An 18,936-nucleotide genomic window follows, 5' to 3' on the forward strand; every position below is an offset into this window, starting at 1 on the left:
ACGCGGGCGAGTCGGACACGAATACGCCACGGCCGGCCGGGATTTCCCGGCCGGCCGTGTGCGCGGTGTGGGCTTCGAGCCTAGAAGGCGCCCTCCTCCAGCCGCATGATGTCGGTGTCGAGGTTTTCCACCACGGCCCGCATACCACTCAGCAGCGGCAGCTGGTTCTTGGCGAACCACGATGCGACGCCGACCTTTCCGGCGTAGAACAGCCGATCCTTCTCCGCCGGCTGTCCCGCCAGCGCGGCCTGCGCGACCTGCGCCTGCGCCAGCAGCCGCCAGCCGATGACGAGATCGCCCACGGCGTGCAGGAAGCGCACGGAACCGAGTCCGACCTTGTAGATCTCCTCCGGCGTCTGCGCCGCGGCCACCAGATAGCCGGTGAGCGCGGTCGCCATCGCCTGCACATCCGCGAGCGCGGCGCCCAGCAGGGTCTTCTCCGCCTTCAGGGTGTCGGGCTCGCTCTCGACGAACTGCTGCACCAGTCCGGCGACATGGGCGAGCGCCACGCCCTTGTCGCGAACGATCTTGCGGAAGAAGAAGTCCTGCGCCTGGATCGCGGTCGTACCCTCGTACAGCGAGTCGATCTTCACGTCGCGGATGTACTGCTCGATCGGGTAGTCCTGCAGATATCCCGATCCACCGAAGGTCTGCAGCGACTCGGTGAGGGTTTCGTACGCCCGTTCCGAGGCGACGCCCTTGACGATCGGCAGCAGCAGGTCGTTGACCCGCGCCGCGGTATCGGAGTCGGCGCCGAAATTCGCCTGTGCCACATCGTCGTTCTGATACGACGCGCAATACAGATACAGCGCCCGCAGACCCTCGGCATAGGACTTCTGCAGCGCCAGGCTGCGCCGGACGTCCGGGTGGTGGGTGATGGTGACGCGCGGAGCGGTCTTGTCGGCCATCTGGGTCAGATCGGCGCCCTGTACGCGAGACTTCGCGTACTCCAACGCGTTCAGGTATCCGGTGGACAGGGTTCCCGCCGACAGCACGCCGACCATCATGCGAGCGTTCTCGATGACCTTGAACATCTGGGCGATGCCGTTGTGCACGTCGCCGACCAGGTAACCGATCGCGGGCTTGTCGCCACCGTAGGTCAGCTCACAGGTCGGCGAGGACTTGATGCCCATCTTGTGTTCGAGGTTGGTCACCAGCACGCCGTTGCGCTCGCCCAATTGCATTGTCTGCGAATCGAACAGGTACTTCGGCACCACGAACAGCGACAGGCCCTTGGTACCCGGGCCGGCGCCCTCGGGCCGCGCCAGGGTGAGGTGGAAGATGTTGTCGGCGGTGTCGCCGACGTCACCACCGGAGATGAAGCGCTTCACCCCTTCGATGTGCCAGGTCCCGTCGGGCTGCTGAACGGCCTTGGTGCGGCCCATGCCGACATCGGATCCGGCATCGGGTTCGGTGAGGACCATCGTTCCGCCCCAGCGGTTTTCCCAGGCGTGCTCGGCCCACCGCCGCTGTTCCTCGGTGCCCTCGCGGTACAGCACCTGGTGCATGAGCGGGCCCATATTGAAGAAGCTGGCCGAATTGTTCGCCGCCACAAGCATTTCCTGGATGGCCCAGATCAGCGGCGACGGGGCGTCGACACCGCCCATGTCCTCGGGCATACCCAGTCCGGACCAGCCGGCCTCGTTGACCGCCGCGACCGTCTTGCGCAGCGGGTCCGGCACTATGACCTCGTGCTCGGCGGCGTCGAACGAGATCGGATTGCGATCGGCGTCGACGAACGACTCGGCTACCGGCCCCTCCGCCAACCGCTGCACCTCGGTGAGCATTCCGCGTGCGGTTTCGGTATCCAGATCGCCGTACGCGCCGGCCTCCAGCAGCGCACCGATTCCCAACACCTCGAACAAGTTGAACTCGATATCCCGAAGGTTCGCCTTGTAGTGCGACACGCTCAGGGCCTCCTCGCCATCGTGGGATGTTCTCCGTCGGAGGTTGCCGTACCCGCGTTCACTTACGCAACCGTAACCGGCCGAGACTAGAGAATTCGGGGTAACTTATGCGGGCGGACCAGTCCATCCGCGATTCACTTTTCCCAATCGCGCCCCGCCTCGCGGCAATTTGCTCGGAATGTGCTCGCATTCGATATCCCGATCGGCATCCCCCGATCGGCCGAGACCCGCCCGCGCGGCGCCCCTCCGCCGGTGCGATGCGACCGGCATAACCGCCCTCTACCACTGCTATCTTGTTCGCCATGGCTTCGGAATCCGCGGTACGACCGCGTCAACGGGCCCAGCATCTCGGCCCCGAACGCCGCCGCCCGCAGGTTCTGGATGCGGCGCTGCGCATCGCGGCGGACGAGGGGATCGCGGCCGTCACCATCGCCGCCGTGGCCGAACGCCTGACCGTGACCCGGCCGGTGGTCTACGCCTGCTTCGCCGATCGCGTCGAACTCATCAACGCCCTCATCCAGCGTGAGGAGGGGCTGCTGCTGGCCGGCATCATGGACGCCCTGCCGCCGCGCCGGGTGGAGGCCGACGAAGAGGTCTTCGTCGAGGGCTTCCGCGCCCTGCTGGAGACGGTCTCCAAACGCCCCGACACCTGGAAACTGCTGCACGGCAATCCCGATCCGGCGGTAGCGAGTTCGTTCGGACGCGGGCGCAGCTTCGCGGTCGAGCGCTGCACCCGCCGGTTGCGGCCCACGCTGGAGGCGTGGGGAACCGTCGACGCGGAACGCAAACTGCCCGCACTGGTCGAGTTGTGGGTTTCGGCCGGTGAGGGCGCGGTGCGAACGCTGGTGACCGAGGGCGACAAGTGGACCCCGCAGGATCTGGGCGCCTTCGTCGGCGCGGCGGTCTACCGGGCGCTGCGCTCGGCCTGAGAGCTGTCGCGAAACCGCCGCTCGACTGGTATTTCTGCCGACCGAAGTTCGCACTCTCCGGCAATCGGTCTAGCTAAAATGGAAATCGGCGTCCATTCGACCAGCGACCCGGCGGGAGAGCGGTATGGCGTTCTATCGGCAACTGGGATCCCTACCGGCGAAGCGGCACACCCAGCATCGTGACGAACGGGGGCAGCTGCTCTACGAGGAGCTGATGGGCGAGGAAGGCTTCTCCGGCGACTCGTCGCTGCTGTATCATCGCGGCCTGCCGCCGGCGATCGTCGACTCCTCGGTCTGGCGGCCGCCGAATCCCGGGACCGTGCCGAACCATCCGCTGCGGCACCGGCACCTGCGGCTGCACGAACTGTTCCCCGAGTCCGTACTCGCGCAGACCGACGTCGTGACGGGCCGCCGCCTGATCCTCGGCAACGACGACGTGCGCATCTCCTATGTGGCGGCGCTGGGCGAATCACCCTTGTACCGCAACGCGATCGGTGACGAGCTGGTCTACGTCGAATCCGGATCGGGCGTGGTGGATACCGTCTTCGGGCGGCTGCCGGTGCACGCCGGCGATCACGTGCTGCTGCCGCGGGCGACCACGCATCGCTGGCGGCCGGAGGGCCCCGAACCGCTGCGCGGCTACATCATCGAGGCGACCGGACATATCACCGCACCGAAACGGTATCTGTCCGCATTCGGCCAGTTCCTGGAGAATTCGCCGTACTGCGAGCGGGATCTGCACGGTCCGGCCGAGCCGCTGCAGGAGTCCGGCACCGAGGTCGAAGTGCTGGTGAAACATCGGCCCGGCGCCGAAATACTCGGCACCCGAATGGTGTACGCCCATCATCCGTTCGACGTGGTGGGCTGGGACGGCTGCCTGTACCCGTACACCTTCGATATCGCCGATTTCGAGCCGATCACCGGCCGGGTTCATCAGCCGCCCCCGGTGCACCAGGCCTTCGCGGGGACGAACTTCGTGATCTGCGATTTCGTACCCCGCAAGGTCGACTACCACCCGCTGTCGATTCCGGTGCCCTACTACCATTCCAACGTCGACTCCGACGAGATCCTGTTCTACTGCGGCGGAAACTACGAGGCGCGGCGCGGTTCCGGTATCGGACCGGGATCGGTCTCGGTGCATCCGGGCGGATATGCGCACGGTCCGCAGCCGGGCGCCTACGAGCGCAGTATCGGCGTGGAATATTTCGACGAGCTGGCGGTGATGGTCGACACCTTCCGCCCGCTGGGGCTCGGCGAGGGCGCCCTGGCCTGCGAGGACCCGGATTACGCGTGGACCTGGTCGGGCCGCGGGCCGAGTTCGGAGCGGGCGTGAACGCCACGGTCCGGCTGGAGGTGTCCGACGATGCCCCGTTCGGGCCGGACAACCTGCCCTACGGGGTGTTCGCGCCGCCCGGCGGCGATTTCCGAGTCGGCGCCCGGATCGGCTCGGATGTCGTGGATCTGGCTGTGTTGCTGGATGATTCGACGTTCGCGCGACCCGATCTGAACGCTTTCCTGGCCCAGGGGCCACGGCGTTGGCACACGGTGCGCGAACGGCTGCGGGAGGCGGTGCGTGGGCCACTGCCCGCGGCGGTGATCCATCCGCTCGCGTCGGTGCGATCGAAGCTCCCGATCGCGATCGGCGACTATGTGGACTTCTACGCGAGTATCGACCACGCCACCCGGCTCGGGCGGTTCCTGCGTCCCGACGGCGAACCGCTGCTGCCGAATTGGCGACACCTGCCGGTGGGGTACCACGGGCGCGCGGGCAGCGTGGTGGTCTCGGGCACCCCGGTGATCCGGCCCTGCGGTCAGCGCCGGACCGGCTCGGGCGCAACGGAATTCGCGCCGTCCGCACGGCTGGACATCGAGGCGGAACTCGGCTTCGTCGTCGGCGCCGGTTCCGAGCTCGGGACATCGATCGCGGTGGACGCGTTCTCCGATCATGTTTTCGGCGTGGCGCTGGTCAACGACTGGTCGGCCCGCGACATACAGGCCTGGGAGGGACAGCCGCTCGGCCCGTTCCTCGGCAAATCGTTCGCCACCTCGCTGGCGGCGTGGATCACGCCGCTCGCCGCGCTGGAATCCGCCCGGATCGCGCTGCCGGAACAAACCCCGGAACCGCTTCCCTATCTACGGGGACAACAGGATTGGGGATTCGACATCGACGTGCGCGTGCACTGGAACGGTGTCCCGGTGAGTGCGCCGCCGTATCGGGCGATGTACTGGTCGGGGGCGCAGATGCTGGCCCATCTGACGGCCAACGGCGCCGGCACCCGGCCCGGCGACCTGTTCGCCTCCGGCACGATCTCGGGTCCCCGCCGGGATCAGAGCGGATCGTTCATCGAACTCTCCGGCAACGGCGCCGAGCCCGTCGACATCGGCGGCTCCGAGCGGACCTTCCTCGCCGACGGGGATACGGTCCTGCTGACCGCGACGGCCCCTGGCCCCGGCGGCTCACCTATGGCGTTAGGCGAGGTCAGCGGCCGGGTCCTGCCCGCTCGCCGCTGATCGGGAGCGGGTCACCGTCCTGGCGGACACAACCCGATAATTGTGCAGCGCGACTACAATGTGAGAGGCGTCACAGCACGGAGCGCGTCTTCCACATCCGTTCGGTGCGGTGAACACCATCGGCAGCGTGGCTTACAAGGAGCAGCTATGCGCGAATACAGCCTGCCGGCCGTACAGGAAGTACCCCCCGGCGCCACCCTCGGCGACCTTGTTCACCGCAACGCCGAGAAGTATCCCGACGTCGCGGTCATCGCTCGAAAACGCGACTCCCGATGGGAGGATGTGACCGCGGTCGAATTCCTCGCCGAGGTGCGAGCGGCGGCCAAGGGCCTGATCGCCAGTGGTATCGAGCCGGGCGACCGGGTGGCGATCATGTCCCGCACCCGGTACGAGTGGACCCTGCTCGATTTCGCCATCTGGTGCGCCGCGGCCGTCCCCGTTCCGGTGTACGAGACGTCCTCCGCCGAACAGGTGCAATGGATACTCTCCGATTCCGGAGCCGTCGCGGTGATCACGGAAACCGCCGCGCACACGGCCGTCGTGGGCAAGGTGCAGGAACAGGTGCCCGATCTCGCGCACATCTGGGAGATCGAGGCGGACGCGGTCGCCACCCTCGTGCGAACCGGCGCCGATGTCACCGACGCCGCGCTGGACGAACGGCGCTCCGCTATCGCCGGGGACTCTCTCGCGACCATCGTCTACACCTCCGGCACCACCGGCCGGCCCAAGGGATGCCGGATCACCCACGGCAACTTCCTCGGCGAACTGGGCAACGCGACCGCCCGCCTGCCGCAGTTGTTCCGCACGGGCGAGTCGTCGGTCCTGCTGTTTCTGCCGCTGGCCCATGTGTTCGGACGGATCGTCGAGGTGGCCGCGGCGCTCGTGCCGATCAAGATCGGTCATGTCGGCGACGTCAAGAACGTCACCGACGAGCTGGGAACCTTCCGGCCGACGCTGATCCTCGGCGTACCGCGGGTGTTCGAGAAGGTCTTCAACACGGCGCGCACGCAGGCGCAGTTGACGCATCGGGGCCGGATCTTCGATATCGCCGCCGATACGGCGATCGCCTACAGCCGCGCCTTGGATAGCGACCATGTCCCGCTGGGGCTGCGCCTACGCCATCAGCTGTTCGACCGTTTGGTGTATCGCAAGCTGCGAGCCGCGCTCGGCGGCCGGGCCACGCACGCCCTCTCCGGTGGCGCTCCACTCGGCGAACGGCTGGGGCACTTCTTCCGCGGCGTCGGCTTCACGGTGCTGGAGGGTTACGGGCTCACCGAAACCTCCGGAATCGCCACCTTCAACCCGGACGACCGACCGAAGATCGGAACCGTCGGCCAGCCGGTGCCGGGCACGACGGTTCGCATCGATGAAGACGGCGAGATCCTGCTGCGGGGCCCCCAGATGTTCCCCGGCTACTGGAACAACCCCGTGGCCACCGCGGACACCTTCCGCGACGACTGGTTCGCCACCGGCGACATCGGCTCACTCGACGACGAGGGCTACCTCTCCATCACCGGCCGCAAGAAAGAACTCATCGTGACGGCCGGCGGCAAGAACGTCGCCCCGGCGGTGATCGAAGACCGCATTCGAGCCCACGCCATCGTCGGCGAAGTCGTGGTCGTCGGCGACGCCAAACCTTTCGTCACCTGTCTGGTCACCGTCGACAGCGAGCACTTCCCGATCTGGAAGCAGCTGCACGGCAAACCCTCCGAGGCCACCCTCGAAGACCTCGATTCCGACCCGGAGCTGCTGAGCGCGATCCAGGCCGCCGTCGACGACGGCAACGCGGCCGTATCCCGAGCCGAGGCGGTCCGGAAGTTCAGGCTGCTGCGCACCGAATTCACCGAGGCCAACGGCTATCTCACCCCGTCACTCAAACTCAAGCGCAACGTGGTCCTGCGCGACTTCGCCGACGAGATCGAGGCACTGTATTCGACGTAGCAGGGCCGGTTCGACTACCGAGTCCGATTCAGGGGCCGATCGCGGGGGCAGTGACGCGCCCCACGGTCTCGCGGTACCCTCGGCCGGGTACCACATCGTGCCAACGGGGGCTCGCACCAGCGGGCTGAGAGGACGGCTAGCCCATTCGGGCGGATCGAGGGCCGTCGACCGTACGAACCTGACCGGGTAATGCCGGCGTAGGGAGGATTGAGCTCACATGTCGTCGAACCATGTCACCACCGGCCCCATTGCGGGCAGCGCAAAGCACTACGAGCAGATCGACGCCGACGGGACGACGTTGCGCATCCCGGTCCGCCGGATCAATTTGACCAACGGCGAACACTTCGACGTCTACGACACCTCCGGGCCGTACACCGACGATTCGGCGACGATCGACCTGGAGGCCGGACTTCCGAAGCTCCGCGCCGGCTGGACCGAACCGGATGTGCCGGGCCCGCGCACCCAGCTGGCCTGGGCCAGAGCCGGCGCGATCACCGCCGAGATGCGGTATATCGCTGCGCGCGAAGGTGTTTCGCCGGAATTGGTTCGCGACGAGGTGGCCGCCGGCCGGGCCGTGATCCCCGCCAACCACAACCATCCCGAATGCGAGCCGATGATCATCGGCAAGAAGTTCGCGGTGAAGATCAACGCCAACATCGGCAACTCCGCGGTCACCTCCTCGATCGCCGAAGAGGTGGAGAAGATGGTGTGGGCCACCCGCTGGGGCGCCGACACCATCATGGACCTGTCCACCGGTAAGAACATCCACGAGACCCGCGAGTGGATCCTGCGGAATTCGCCGGTACCGGTCGGCACCGTGCCGATCTACCAGGCGCTGGAGAAGGTGAACGGCGATCCGACCGAGCTGACCTGGGAAATCTATCGCGACACCGTGATCGAGCAGGCCGAGCAGGGCGTGGACTACATGACCGTGCACGCCGGGGTGCTGCTGCGGTACGTACCGCTGACCGCCAAGCGCGTCACCGGTATCGTCTCGCGCGGCGGTTCGATCATGGCGGCGTGGTGTCTGGCCCACCACCAGGAATCGTTCCTGTACACGAACTTCGCGGAGCTGTGCGAGATCCTCGCGAAATACGACATCACCTTCTCGCTCGGCGACGGACTGCGGCCCGGTTCCATCGCGGATGCCAACGACGAGGCGCAGTTCGCCGAACTGCGCACCCTCGGCGAGCTGACCAAGATCGCGAAATCCCATGGCGTGCAGGTGATGATCGAGGGCCCGGGCCACGTCCCGATGCACAAGATCGTGGAGAACGTGCGGCTGGAGGAGGAGCTGTGCGAGGAGGCGCCGTTCTACACCCTGGGCCCGCTCGCCACCGACATCGCACCGGCCTACGACCACATCACCTCGGCGATCGGCGCGGCGATCATCGCCCAGGCCGGCACCGCGATGCTCTGCTACGTCACCCCGAAGGAACATCTGGGCCTGCCCAACCGCGACGATGTGAAGACCGGTGTGATCACCTACAAGATCGCCGCGCATTCCGCCGATCTCGCCAAGGGGCATCCGCGGGCGCAGGAACGCGACGACGCATTGTCCAAGGCGCGCTTCGAATTCCGCTGGCACGACCAGTTCGCGTTGTCGCTGGACCCCGACACCGCGCGGGAGTACCACGACGAAACGCTGCCCGCCGAACCCGCCAAGACCGCCCACTTCTGCTCGATGTGCGGCCCGAAGTTCTGCTCGATGCGGATCTCCGCCGATGTGCGCGAGTACGCGGAGAAGCAGGGACTCACCGACGTGGAGGCGATCGAGGCCGGTATGGCCGAGAAGTCGGCCGAATTCGCCGAGGCCGGTGGAAAGGTCTATCTGCCGGTCGTGTCCTGACAGCGAAAGCTGTTGTGCCGTAACGGTCCGGCCGTTGCGCTGCGCGCGCCGACGCCCGCCCGCCGCCAGGGCGTGCGTCGGCGCCGCAGATGTGCCGCACGTCCGCGGCTCATCACTCGATGTTCGCGAGCGTCCGGATTCCGGTGAGGATCACGCGGACGCCGTGCTCGAATTCGTCGTTCGGATCGATCGTGGACAGCGTGGTGACCAGGTGGGCCGTACGCGGATAGCGATCGGGGTCCACCGCCCGGTCGAGGTGGGCATAGGGATTGTCGGCACCGTAGTCCGCACCCGTACGCGCCTGCTCCTCGATCACGAAGCCGACCGTGTAATGCAGGACGATCGGGAAGACCCACCCGGCCTGATCGGCGGAGAAACCCGCGTCCTCCAGTGTGCGTAGCGTCAATTCCATTGTGCGCCACATCGACTCGTCGCTGACGTAGGTACCGGCGAGCAGTCTGCCGCCGTCGCGGTGGCGCAGCATCGAACGCCGCAGCCGGCCGGCCAGTTCGGTGATCCAGTCCTGCCAGGTCTCGCCCCGGCGCGGCCCCTCCACGCGGTCGACCGCGGCGGTGAAGACCGCGCGCGCCATCACATCGAGCAGTTCCTGCTTGTTCTTGACATGCCAGTACAGCGCCGGCGCCTGCACGTTCAGCGCCGACGCCACCTTGCGCATGGTCAGCCCGTCGAGCCCGGTCTCGTCCAGCAGCTCCAGCGCGGCCGCGCCGATGACGTTGGCGTCGAGTTTCATCGCACCTCCCAGTCGATTGCTTGACAGCTTAACAACGTTCTGGTGTCCTTAACGACGTTAAGGATTTAACAACGTTAAGGAGCGGGTCGTGCACACAACCGAGGTAGTCGTCGCAGGTGGCGGGCCTACCGGCCTGATGCTGGCGTACGAACTGCGGCTGGCCGGGGTCGAAGTGGAACTGCTGGACGCGCTGCCGGCCCGCACCGGCGAATCCCGGGCCGGAGGTATTCACGCGCGCACCATGGAGATTCTCGACCAGCGCGGCCTGCTCGACGAGCTGCTGCGTCAGGGACGCACTCTGCCGCGGGGGCATTTCGGCGGACTTCCGCTCGACTTCAGCGACTTCCACACCCGCTTCCCGTACACGCTCGCGGTGTTGCAGTCGGTGATCGAGCGTGAGTTGGACCGTCACGCGACGGCGGCCGGCGCGCCCGTGCAGTGGGATTCGCCGGTCACGGGATTTCGTCAGGACGATTCCGGGGTGGAGGTCGAGGTCGGCGGGACCCACCCCCGCCGGATCCGCGCCGCTTACCTGGTCGGCTGCGACGGCGGGCGCAGTGCGGTGCGCAAGCTCGCGGGCATCGGCTTCGACGGTACCGACGCGACGGTGACGGGAATGATCGCCGATGTCGAACTCGCCGCTCCTCCTGCCGAGTTGTTCTTCGGCGCCCGGGGCGCGACCGGCGACTATTCCGTGATCCAGTTCGAGCCAGGGTGGTACCGGCTGATCGCCCAGTGCCACGACCGGGTGCGCGAGCGGGGCAGCGAGTTGACCTTCGACGAATTTCGCGACGCATTCACCGAACTCGCCGGCACCGATTTCGGTATGCACAGCCCGCGGTGGGTCACCCACTACGGCGATGCCGCCCGGCAGGCCGATCGCTACCGCGTCGGCCGGGTGTTCCTGGCCGGCGATTCCGCGCACATCCATTTCCCGGCCGGTGGCCAAGGCCAGAATCTGGGTCTGCAGGATGCGGCCAACCTGGGCTGGAAGCTGGCCGCCGTCCTGCGCGGCAATGCCTCCGACGCGCTGCTGGACACCTACGAGTCCGAACGCCGGCCGATCGCCGCACGGGTACTGCAGAACACGCGCGCCCAGACGGCGCTGTCACGACCTGGCGCACACGTGGACGCGTTGCGCGACAGCATGTCCGACCTCCTCGCGATCGACGAGGTCCGTCATCGCCTCGGGCTCATGATCACCGCGCTCGATATCCGCTACGACTGCGGTGACCACCATCCGCTGTGCGGCCGGCGTGTTCCGGATTCCGACATCGTGACTGCCGACGGCCCGGCCCGCGTCCATGAACTGCTGCGCCCGGGGCGGCCGATCCTGTTGGTGCGCAACGCAGCCGAGGTGCCCGATATCAGCGACTGGAAGGATCGGGTGGACATCGTGTGCGCACAGGATCGGGGCGCCGAATGGACCGTTCCCGGCCTCGGGCCCGTTCCGGCACCCACGCATACCCTCATCCGCCCGGACGGCTATATCGCGTGGGTCGCAGTCGATTCCACCACCGACGGGTTGAACGCGGCGCTCACCACCTGGGTCGGCGCGAATACCGCACTGCGGTGAATTCGACGGCTACTTCCGGGGCTGCCAGCGCGCGACGAACTCCTCGGGTTGCGGTGCGGGACCGGGGAGTTCGCCCGGAGTGCGCAGACCGTCGAGCAGCAGGGTGAGCATGCGATGACGTAGTTGCGTGGTCCGGGTGGGATCGGGGAGGACGATCGCCGCGCACGCCTCCAGCACCAGGCTCAGGTCGGCGACCGTCACCCCGTCGCGCACGCCGCCGGAAACCGTTGCCCGGCGCAGTATCTCCTCGTTCAATTCCGCCGAGCGCCGCACCTGAGGGGCGAAGGATTCGTCCGGCGTGAAGGTGCCGGCCAGTCGCACGGTCAGCGAATGCACATCGGCGTCGACCACCCGGCGCAGGAATTCCGCCAGCACGTCCGCATCCGCCGGCAACTCCAGCGCGGCCTCGCCCTCGGCGTTGTAGCGGCACAGCCCCTGGTAGCAGAGCGTGCGCAGCAGCGCCTCCTTACTCGGATAGCGGCGATACAGCGCGCTGATCCCCACCCCGGCCCGTTCGGCGACGGCCGAGATCGGCGCGGTCGCATCGGCGAGGAAGACCGCGCGGGCGGCGTCGAGGATGATCCCGTCGTTGCGCGCGGCCTGCGCCTTGCGGCCGGGAAGCGCCTGGTGAGCTGGGGCGTCGGCTGATTTCGGCATGATCGCAGCGTAGCACTTGAAACGGAATGATCCGTTCTGATATTGTCTAAACAGAACGAAACATTCCGTTCCAGAGGGAGACGATCATGACCATCCGCCCGTTCCACATCGACATCCCGCAGGACCGCCTCGACGACCTCGCCGATCGGCTGCGCCGGGCGCTGTGGCCGAACGAGCTGCCCGGTGTCGGTGACGCCTACGGTGTGCCGGGCGATCGGGTGCGCGCGCTCGCCGAGTACTGGCTGAACGAATTCGACTGGCGTGCAACGGAAGCCCGGCTGAACGCGTATCCCCAGTTCCGCGCGGAGATCGACGGCGAGGACATCCACTTCCTGCACGTCCGCTCGTCGCGGCCGGATGCCCTGCCGGTGATCCTCACCCACGGCTGGCCCGGTTCGGTACTGGAGTACCTGGACGTGATCGAGGCGCTCACCGAACCGGAATCGCCCGACCATCCGGCCTTCCACGTGGTCGTGCCGTCGCTGCCGGGTTTCGGCTTCTCCGGCCCGACCCGCAGCACCGGCTGGGACACCCAGCGCACCGCCCGGGCCTGGGTGGAGCTGATGGATCGGCTCGGCTACCAGCGCTTCGGCGCGATCGGCAACGACGGCGGGTCGATGATCTCCCCGGAGATCGGCCGGCTGGCCGGTGATCGCGTGGTGGGGGTGCACGTGACGCAGTTGTTCTCCTTCCCCTCCGGCGATCCGGCGGAATTCGAGGGCTTGTCCGAAGAGGACCTGGGGGCGCTGGCGCACCTGCAGTGGTTCCATGACAACAAGATGGCGTTCAACATCCTGTGCAGCCAGCAACCGCAGACACTGGCCTACGCGCTCAGCGACTCCCCGCTGGGGCTCTTGGGCTGGAACGCACAGCTTTTCGGTGAAAGCCTCGATCCGGAATTCGTGATCGGCAATATCGCGCTGTACTGGCTCACCGGCACCGCGGCCTCCTCGATCCGGTTCTACTACGAGAACGCCCACGCCACCGCGCATCCGGACGGGCCGACCACCACCCCCACCGCCTTGGCCATGTTCGCCGGGGATTTCCAGTCGATCCGCCGCTTCGCCGACCGCGATCACAAGAACATCGTGAGCTGGAATTCCTACGACGTGGGATCCGTGACCGGCGGACCCAACGACGCGGCCGGACACTACGCCGCGCACGAGGCACCGGAGGTGCTGGTCGGCGACATCCGGACGTTCTTCGCCCGGGTCCGGTGAATCCCCCGGCGGCTGAGCAGTCGTACCGACTGCTCAGCCGGGGCGCCCTACCGCTGCTTCTTCCCCGCGACCGTCGTCTCGACACCCGATGAGGTGACGCCCTTGGCCTTCTTCTCCGCTCGCTTCTCCTTCAGCGACTTGCCGGACTTCTTGGACATGGTGCTGCGCGGAGATTTATCGGACATGAGGGTCCTTTGTTTGGCAGGATCCGAATGATCCTGTTGGCTCGACCGTACGCGCCGGACTCCCGCATCGGCGTAATGCGCCATCAGCACGGCCGCGTGGATGACCACGCTGCGGTCGCGTGCCGGCGCGTCGTAGGGTCTGTCTCGTGAAACTGCTGCCGTTGCCGGAACCGGGTGCTACGCCGGTCCGGGTGCTGACGATCGCCGGAACCGACTCCGGGGGCGGGGCCGGAATTCAGGCCGATTCGCGGACCATGGCACTGCTGGGGGTGCACGCCTGCGTGGCGGTGGCCGCGGTGACGGTGCAGAACTCGGTGGGGGTCAGCGGCTTCCACGAGATCCCGCCGCAGACCGTCGCCGATCAGGTGCGGGTGGTGACGGGCGATATCGGGGTCGCGGCCGCCAAGACGGGCATGCTGGCCTCGACCGCCATCATCGAGGCGGTGGCGCAGGTCTGCGACGAGGTCGGCATCGGACGCGACGGCACGGTGCCGTTGGTGGTCGATCCGGTGGCGGCCTCCATGCACGGCGACCCACTGCTGCATGCGGAAGCCCTGGACGCACTGCGCTCGGTTCTCATTCCGCGCGCCACGCTGGTGACCCCGAATCTGGACGAGGTGCGGCTGCTCACCGGCATCGCCGTCACCGACGACCGCACCGCCCGCAAGGCCGCCGAGGCGCTGATCGCACTCGGCCCGCGCTGGGCCGTCGTCAAGGGCGGCCACTTGCGCTCCTCCGAATTCAGCACCGATCTGCTGTTCGACGGCGAGCGCTTCCACGAGCTCACCGCGCCCCGCATCACGACCGGTAACGATCACGGCGGCGGCGACACCCTGGCCGCCGCCTCCGCCTGCGCCCTGGCACACGGCTACCGGGTGCCGGAGGCGGTTGCCTTCGCCAAGGAGTGGACCACGCGCTGCCTGAAGGATGCCTACGACCTCGGCGCCGGCCACGGTCCGGTGTCGCCGCTGTGGCGGCTGCGCGAGAACTGAATTCGCTCCACGACCAGGCCGGACGACCTGCTCGCTCCCAGGAAGCTCACAGGTCGGACGCAGCGCTGCCCAAGGCTGATCCCCGAGATTGGGATCATGACCGAGACAGCGATGGCGTTCCAGGCGGCCACCACCCCCGACTCGACGCGCACACCGGTGCTCGAGGTCGTGATCCCGGTGTACAACGAGGAGCGCGATCTCGCCGGATGTGTCCGCCGGCTGCACGCCTTCCTGCGTGACGGATTTCCGTTCTCGACCCGAATCACGGTGGCGGACAACGCCTCCACCGATTCCACGCTCGCCGTGGCGCGCGCACTCGCCGAGGAGCTGCCCGAGGTCGAGGTCGTCCACCTCGACCGCAAGGGCCGCGGGCGAGCGCTGCGTGCGGTGTGGGAGGCCTCGAAGGCACAGGTCGTCGCGTATATGGACGTCGACCTGTCCACCGACCTCAACGCCCTGCTGCCGCTGGTGGCCCCGCTGGTCTCCGGACATTCCGATCTGGCGATCGGCACCCGGCTGGCGAAATCCTCGCGGGTGGTGCGCGGCCCCAAACGTGAGATCATCTCCCGCTGCTACAACCTGATTCTGCGAGCCTCGCTGCAGGCCCGGTTCTCCGACGCCCAGTGCGGATTCAAGGCGATGCGCACCGATGTGGCGCGCCGGATCCTGCCGCTGGTCGAGGACGGGGAATGGTTCTTCGACACCGAACTGCTGGTGATCGCCGAACGCGCCGGGCTGCGCATCCACGAGGTGCCGGTGGACTGGATCGACGATCCGGACAGCCGCGTGGACATCGTCGACACCGCCCGCAAGGATCTGCTCGGCGTGTGGCGGGTGGGCCGCGGCCTGGCCACCGGCGCGCTGCCGATCAACGAACTGCGCGCCGCCATCGGGCGGGAACCGCTGGTGGACGGGGTGCCGCTGGGCATGGTCGGGCAGCTGGTGCGCTTCGGCATCATCGGTGTGCTCTCCACCCTGGCCTACATGCTTCTGTACGTGATGTTGCAGGCCGTGGTGGGCGCCCAGCCCGCGAACTTCGCCGCCCTGCTGATCACCGCGGTCGCCAACACCGCGGCGAACCGCGCCTTCACCTTCGGCGTGCGCGGCTCGGGCAACGCGGTCTCCCATCACTTCCAGGGCCTGCTGATCTTCACCTTCGCCTGGGTGCTGACCAGTGGTTCGCTGTTCGCCCTGCACCGCTGGGCGCCGGACGCGTCCGTGCACGTGGAACTGCTGGTGCTGGTGGTCGCGAACCTGGTGGCGACGCTGACCCGATTCGTGGGACTGCGCTGGGTTTTCCGCAACGCGGTCGCCGGCAGCGCCGTCGAGGACATCGCGGTCGAGGACGTTGCGACGGCACAGGCCTCGACGGAACCGCGGTGACCACCACCCTCATCCGGCCGATGTCCCCGGACGCGTCGGCCGCCCCGCCGTCGCCGGCTCCGGACCGGCCACGCTGGGAGCGGCCGGCGCTGACCGCGCTCCTGCTCACGACAGCCGTCACCTACCTGTGCAACCTGAGTGCCAACGGGTGGGCGAATTCCTTCTATGCCGCTGCGGCACAAGCGGGTTCGGTGTCGTGGAAGGCATTCCTCTTCGGTTCCTCGGATGCCGCGAACGCGATCACCGTGGACAAGACCCCGGCCGCCCTGTGGCCGATGGATCTGGCGGTACGGGCGTTCGGACTGTCCAGTTGGAGCCTGCTCGTGCCGCAGGTGCTGATGGGCGTGGGCGCGGTCGCGCTGCTGTGGGCGACGGTGCGTCGGCCGTTCGGGCCGGTGGCCGGTCTGCTCGCGGGCGCGGTGCTCGCCGTGACACCGGTGGCCGCGCTGATGTTCCGGTTCGACAATCCGGATGCGCTGCTGGTCCTGCTGATGGTGGCGGCATGCTGGGCCATGACTCGCGGGCTCGAGGACGGGCGGCTGCGGTGGCTGGTGCTGTGCGGCGCCTTCATCGGATTCGGCTTCCTGGCAAAGCAATTGCAGGTGCTGCTGGTGGTCCCCGCCCTCGCGATCACCTACCTGATCGCCGGCCCGCCACGGCTGGGCAAGCGGATCGCGCATCTGGGCGCCGCGGCGGCGGCCATGGTCGCCGCCGCCGGCTGGTGGATTCTGCTCGCCGAGCTGTGGCCGGCCGATTCCCGGCCGTATTTCGGTGGTTCCCAACATAATTCGGTGCTGGAGCTGACCTTCGGATACAACGGCCTGGGCCGGCTCGACGGCGACGAGGTCGGCAGCCTGGGCTCACACGGCGGCGGATTCTGGGGCGAGAGCGGGATGACCCGGCTGTTCCAGCCCGCCCAGGGTGGTCAGATCGCCTGGCTGCTCCCGGCCGCGCTGATCCTGCTCGGCGCGGCGATCGTTCTGCGCGGCAGAGCCTCTCGCACCGACCATCAACGCGCCGCGCTCGTGATGTGGGGCGGATGGCTGGTGGTGACCGCCCTGGTGTTCAGCTTCATGCGGGGCATCTTCCACCAGTACTACACGGTGGCGTTGGCCCCGGCGATCGCGGCACTCGTCGGTGCGGGGACGACGCTGCTGTGGCGGCACCGGGAACGGCCCTGGGTCCGAGCGGCCGCCGCGGTGACGATGGCGACGACGACCGCCACGGCGTGGATGTTGTTGTCGCGCAACCTCGAATTCGTACCGTGGCTGCGATGGCTGGTGCTGGTCGGCGGGACCGCGGTCACCGTCGCGCTGCTGTTGCCGGCGCCGCGGCGGATCGCTGCCGCGCTGGCGATCGCCGCGGGCCTGGTCGGCGCCGCAGGTCCGCTCGCCTATACCGTCGACACCCTCGCGACCGCGCATACCGGGCCGATTCCCAGTGCCGGGCCTCGGATGCCGATGCACGTTCGTGCGGGTATGCGGATGCCGTGGGGGCAGAACTCCGGCGCCGAGGGTTTCGGACCGGGTACGCACGGTGGCCGGGTGGGCGGTCCCGCCGCGGGCCCCTGGGGACGCGACAACCCGGGCGGCAACGCGATGCAGGTCAGCACACCGAGCGAGAAGTTGACCGCCCTGCTGGACCGCGACGGCGAGGCCTACGAATGGGTCGCGGCCACGGTGAGCTCGAACCGGGCGGCCGGATACCAGCTCGCCACCGAACTGCCGGTCATGGCGATCGGCGGATTCAACGGCAGCGATCCCGCCCCGACCCTGGACCAGTTCCGCGACCACGTGGCGGCGCTGGATATCCACTACTTCGTCGACGGTGCGGATCGCGGGCCGGGCGACGGTGCGGCGGATTCGACGGCGGCGCGGATCACCGACTGGGTGCGGCAACATTTCACCGCACAGAACGTGGACGGGGTGACGATCTACGACCTGACCGCGCCGCGATGAGCGAGCCGACCCCGAACGACATGTGCTCCCGGAAACGACAATGCCCGCCCTCGAAAGAGGGCGGGCATCGCGTTGTTGTAGCCCCGACGGGATTTGAACCCGCGCTACCGCCTTGAGAGGGCGGCGTCCTAGGCCGCTAGACGACGGGGCCGAGAACTTCGCTCCGGGAACCGGAGCCCGGTCAGCTTATCGGTCCCGGGCGGCGGCACCAAATCCGGTGTTCACATACCGTCGATCTCAGAACGGCTTGCCCTGGATGAGTCCGAAGATTCCGGCAATGAAGAACAACGGGATGAACAGCGCGGTCGCCACCGGGTCGCCGTTGAGATATCCCTGCCGAATACCTTCCAGAGCTGCCGCAGAACCCGAATCCATGATCGATTCCCCTCGCTCGATATCCGATGAATTTGTCCGGTTACGGTAGCGCGGCGCGGCGCTGTTCCCACCGGCGGGCATGGGTCAGTGCGGGGTGTGCAACCCCATGTGCAGGGTCGCCGCCCATTGATGCACGATCTGTTTGCGCCGGACCGAGTCGTCGGTCAGAACGTCGGCCAGGCCGAGTCCGCGCGCCATGTCGAGGGTGGCCTGCACGAGGTGGTGGGCGACCGGGTCGGAATCGTCGACGCCGAGGGCCTCGACGGCCAGGCGATGCGAGATGCGGCCGAAGTGGGCCTCCAGCGGCACGATGCGTTCGCGCAACACCGGATCCGCCGCGGCGTGGGTCCACACCTGCAGCGCCGCCTTGAACAGCGGAGTCGTATAGGACTCGACCAGCTGCGCCACCACCGCCTCGGTGCGGCCGACGCCCTGCGCCACCTCGGTCACGGTCGCCGCCTCGGCCTTGGACTGCGCCATCCGGGTGTCGAACATGTACTCGAGGGCGGCGGTGATCAAATCCTCCCGGGTGGGGAAATGATGTTGGGCCGCCCCGCGCGAGACCCCGGCCCGTTCGGCGACCACCGCGACAGTGGCCGCCGCCCAGCCCATTTCGGCCAGACAGTCGATGGTCGCCTCGAGCAATCGCTGACGGGTGGCCCGGCTGCGGTCCTGCTTGGGTTCGTGCGATGCGGTCATGAT

The 18,936-nt window shown here is 67.8% G+C and carries 16 protein-coding genes, 1 tRNA gene and 1 riboswitch; of the genes, 10 read left to right on the top strand and 7 right to left on the bottom strand.

What is annotated here, in order from left to right:
• Positions 1–80 precede the first annotated feature (80 nt).
• Entirely contained in the window at positions 81–1,907 is a 1,827-nt protein-coding gene (locus IG65_RS0120670; protein ID WP_030516592.1) for an acyl-CoA dehydrogenase, read from the bottom strand.
• A gap of 302 nt (positions 1,908–2,209) precedes the next feature.
• On the opposite strand from IG65_RS0120670, the gene IG65_RS0120675 reads away from it, so the two are divergent.
• From IG65_RS0120675 to thiC, 5 genes are all read left to right on the top strand, one after another.
• Positions 2,210–2,836, top strand: a complete 627-nt coding sequence (locus IG65_RS0120675) for a TetR/AcrR family transcriptional regulator (protein ID WP_030516593.1) — start codon at positions 2,210–2,212, stop codon at positions 2,834–2,836.
• A gap of 124 nt (positions 2,837–2,960) precedes the next feature.
• Positions 2,961–4,169 (top strand): homogentisate 1,2-dioxygenase, encoded by a 1,209-nt coding sequence (locus tag IG65_RS0120680; protein ID WP_030516594.1) that lies wholly within the window; start codon positions 2,961–2,963, stop codon positions 4,167–4,169.
• Positions 4,166–5,347, top strand: coding sequence for a fumarylacetoacetate hydrolase family protein (locus IG65_RS0120685; RefSeq protein ID WP_030516595.1), 1,182 nt, complete (start codon positions 4,166–4,168; stop codon positions 5,345–5,347). Before IG65_RS0120680 ends, IG65_RS0120685 begins: the two co-directional genes overlap by 4 nt.
• Positions 5,348–5,494: 147 nt before the next feature.
• Positions 5,495–7,288 carry a long-chain fatty acid--CoA ligase gene (locus tag IG65_RS0120690; RefSeq protein ID WP_030516596.1) on the top strand — a complete coding sequence of 598 codons (1,794 nt, stop codon included), beginning with the start codon at positions 5,495–5,497 and terminating at the stop codon, positions 7,286–7,288.
• Positions 7,289–7,381: 93 nt separating this feature from the next.
• Positions 7,382–7,509, top strand: a riboswitch (TPP riboswitch).
• Positions 7,506–9,137 (top strand): phosphomethylpyrimidine synthase ThiC, encoded by a 1,632-nt coding sequence (gene thiC, locus IG65_RS0120695; RefSeq protein WP_030516597.1) that lies wholly within the window; start codon positions 7,506–7,508, stop codon positions 9,135–9,137. (Overlaps the previous riboswitch by 4 nt.)
• A gap of 112 nt (positions 9,138–9,249) precedes the next feature.
• On the opposite strand, the gene IG65_RS0120700 is transcribed toward thiC, so the two are convergent.
• Entirely contained in the window at positions 9,250–9,888 is a 639-nt protein-coding gene (locus IG65_RS0120700) for a TetR/AcrR family transcriptional regulator C-terminal domain-containing protein (RefSeq protein WP_030516598.1), read from the bottom strand.
• A 136-nt stretch (positions 9,889–10,024) separates the two neighbouring features.
• Here IG65_RS0120700 and IG65_RS0120705 point away from each other — a divergent pair, with 136 nt between their 5' ends.
• Complete coding sequence (locus IG65_RS0120705) at positions 10,025–11,464, top strand: FAD-dependent monooxygenase (RefSeq protein ID WP_051756556.1); 1,440 nt, start codon at positions 10,025–10,027, stop codon at positions 11,462–11,464.
• Positions 11,465–11,473: 9 nt separating this feature from the next.
• Here the strand turns inward: IG65_RS0120705 and IG65_RS0120710 are convergent, their stop codons facing one another.
• The gene (locus IG65_RS0120710; RefSeq protein WP_030516600.1) at positions 11,474–12,121 is read right to left on the bottom strand and encodes a TetR/AcrR family transcriptional regulator; all 648 of its coding nucleotides are present in this window, start codon (positions 12,119–12,121) and stop codon (positions 11,474–11,476) included.
• An 86-nt stretch (positions 12,122–12,207) separates the two neighbouring features.
• Between IG65_RS0120710 and IG65_RS0120715 the strand changes: the two genes are divergently transcribed.
• Complete coding sequence (locus IG65_RS0120715; RefSeq protein WP_030516601.1) at positions 12,208–13,341, top strand: epoxide hydrolase family protein; 1,134 nt, start codon at positions 12,208–12,210, stop codon at positions 13,339–13,341.
• A gap of 47 nt (positions 13,342–13,388) precedes the next feature.
• Here IG65_RS0120715 and IG65_RS38570 read toward each other — a convergent pair whose 3' ends face one another.
• Complete coding sequence (locus IG65_RS38570) at positions 13,389–13,526, bottom strand: hypothetical protein (RefSeq protein ID WP_169812419.1); 138 nt, start codon at positions 13,524–13,526, stop codon at positions 13,389–13,391.
• 146 nt (positions 13,527–13,672) lie between these two features.
• On the opposite strand from IG65_RS38570, the gene thiD reads away from it, so the two are divergent.
• From thiD to IG65_RS0120740, 3 genes are all read left to right on the top strand, one after another.
• A complete protein-coding gene (thiD, locus tag IG65_RS0120730; RefSeq protein ID WP_030516602.1) occupies positions 13,673–14,518 on the top strand; it encodes a bifunctional hydroxymethylpyrimidine kinase/phosphomethylpyrimidine kinase in 846 nt (281 codons plus the stop codon).
• A 111-nt stretch (positions 14,519–14,629) separates the two neighbouring features.
• Complete coding sequence (locus tag IG65_RS0120735; protein WP_231509323.1) at positions 14,630–15,901, top strand: bifunctional glycosyltransferase family 2/GtrA family protein; 1,272 nt, start codon at positions 14,630–14,632, stop codon at positions 15,899–15,901.
• 20 nt (positions 15,902–15,921) lie between these two features.
• Entirely contained in the window at positions 15,922–17,859 is a 1,938-nt protein-coding gene (locus IG65_RS0120740) for a glycosyltransferase family 39 protein (protein ID WP_051756584.1), read from the top strand.
• 78 nt (positions 17,860–17,937) lie between these two features.
• On the opposite strand, the gene IG65_RS0120745 is transcribed toward IG65_RS0120740, so the two are convergent.
• The 3 genes from IG65_RS0120745 to IG65_RS0120755 form a co-directional block, all read right to left on the bottom strand.
• Positions 17,938–18,010 (bottom strand) — tRNA-Glu (locus tag IG65_RS0120745).
• Positions 18,011–18,096: 86 nt separating this feature from the next.
• The gene (locus IG65_RS38575) at positions 18,097–18,234 is read right to left on the bottom strand and encodes a hypothetical protein (protein ID WP_167355071.1); all 138 of its coding nucleotides are present in this window, start codon (positions 18,232–18,234) and stop codon (positions 18,097–18,099) included.
• 84 nt (positions 18,235–18,318) lie between these two features.
• Entirely contained in the window at positions 18,319–18,933 is a 615-nt protein-coding gene (locus IG65_RS0120755; RefSeq protein WP_030516605.1) for a TetR/AcrR family transcriptional regulator, read from the bottom strand.
• Positions 18,934–18,936 lie beyond the last annotated feature (3 nt).

This window comes from Nocardia sp. NRRL WC-3656 (genome assembly GCF_000720265.1).
In the GTDB taxonomy this organism is placed as follows: domain Bacteria; phylum Actinomycetota; class Actinomycetes; order Mycobacteriales; family Mycobacteriaceae; genus Nocardia; species Nocardia nova.

Bases quoted from the DNA above. Each gene is read 5' to 3' on its own strand.
- IG65_RS0120675 (WP_030516593.1), top strand. From the start codon at position 2,210: ATGGCTTCGGAATCCGCGGTACGACCGCGTCAACGGGCCCAGCATCTC.
- IG65_RS0120680 (WP_030516594.1), top strand. From the start codon at position 2,961: ATGGCGTTCTATCGGCAACTGGGATCCCTACCGGCGAAGCGGCACACC.
- IG65_RS0120690 (WP_030516596.1), top strand. From the start codon at position 5,495: ATGCGCGAATACAGCCTGCCGGCCGTACAGGAAGTACCCCCCGGCGCC.
- thiC (WP_030516597.1), top strand. From the start codon at position 7,506: ATGTCGTCGAACCATGTCACCACCGGCCCCATTGCGGGCAGCGCAAAG.
- IG65_RS0120700 (WP_030516598.1), bottom strand. From the start codon at position 9,888: ATGAAACTCGACGCCAACGTCATCGGCGCGGCCGCGCTGGAGCTGCTG.
- IG65_RS0120705 (WP_051756556.1), top strand. From the start codon at position 10,025: ATGCTGGCGTACGAACTGCGGCTGGCCGGGGTCGAAGTGGAACTGCTG.
- IG65_RS0120710 (WP_030516600.1), bottom strand. From the start codon at position 12,121: ATGCCGAAATCAGCCGACGCCCCAGCTCACCAGGCGCTTCCCGGCCGC.
- IG65_RS0120715 (WP_030516601.1), top strand. From the start codon at position 12,208: ATGACCATCCGCCCGTTCCACATCGACATCCCGCAGGACCGCCTCGAC.
- IG65_RS38570 (WP_169812419.1), bottom strand. From the start codon at position 13,526: ATGTCCGATAAATCTCCGCGCAGCACCATGTCCAAGAAGTCCGGCAAG.
- IG65_RS0120735 (WP_231509323.1), top strand. From the start codon at position 14,630: ATGGCGTTCCAGGCGGCCACCACCCCCGACTCGACGCGCACACCGGTG.
- IG65_RS0120740 (WP_051756584.1), top strand. From the start codon at position 15,922: ATGTCCCCGGACGCGTCGGCCGCCCCGCCGTCGCCGGCTCCGGACCGG.
- IG65_RS38575 (WP_167355071.1), bottom strand. From the start codon at position 18,234: ATGGATTCGGGTTCTGCGGCAGCTCTGGAAGGTATTCGGCAGGGATAT.
- IG65_RS0120755 (WP_030516605.1), bottom strand. From the start codon at position 18,933: ATGACCGCATCGCACGAACCCAAGCAGGACCGCAGCCGGGCCACCCGT.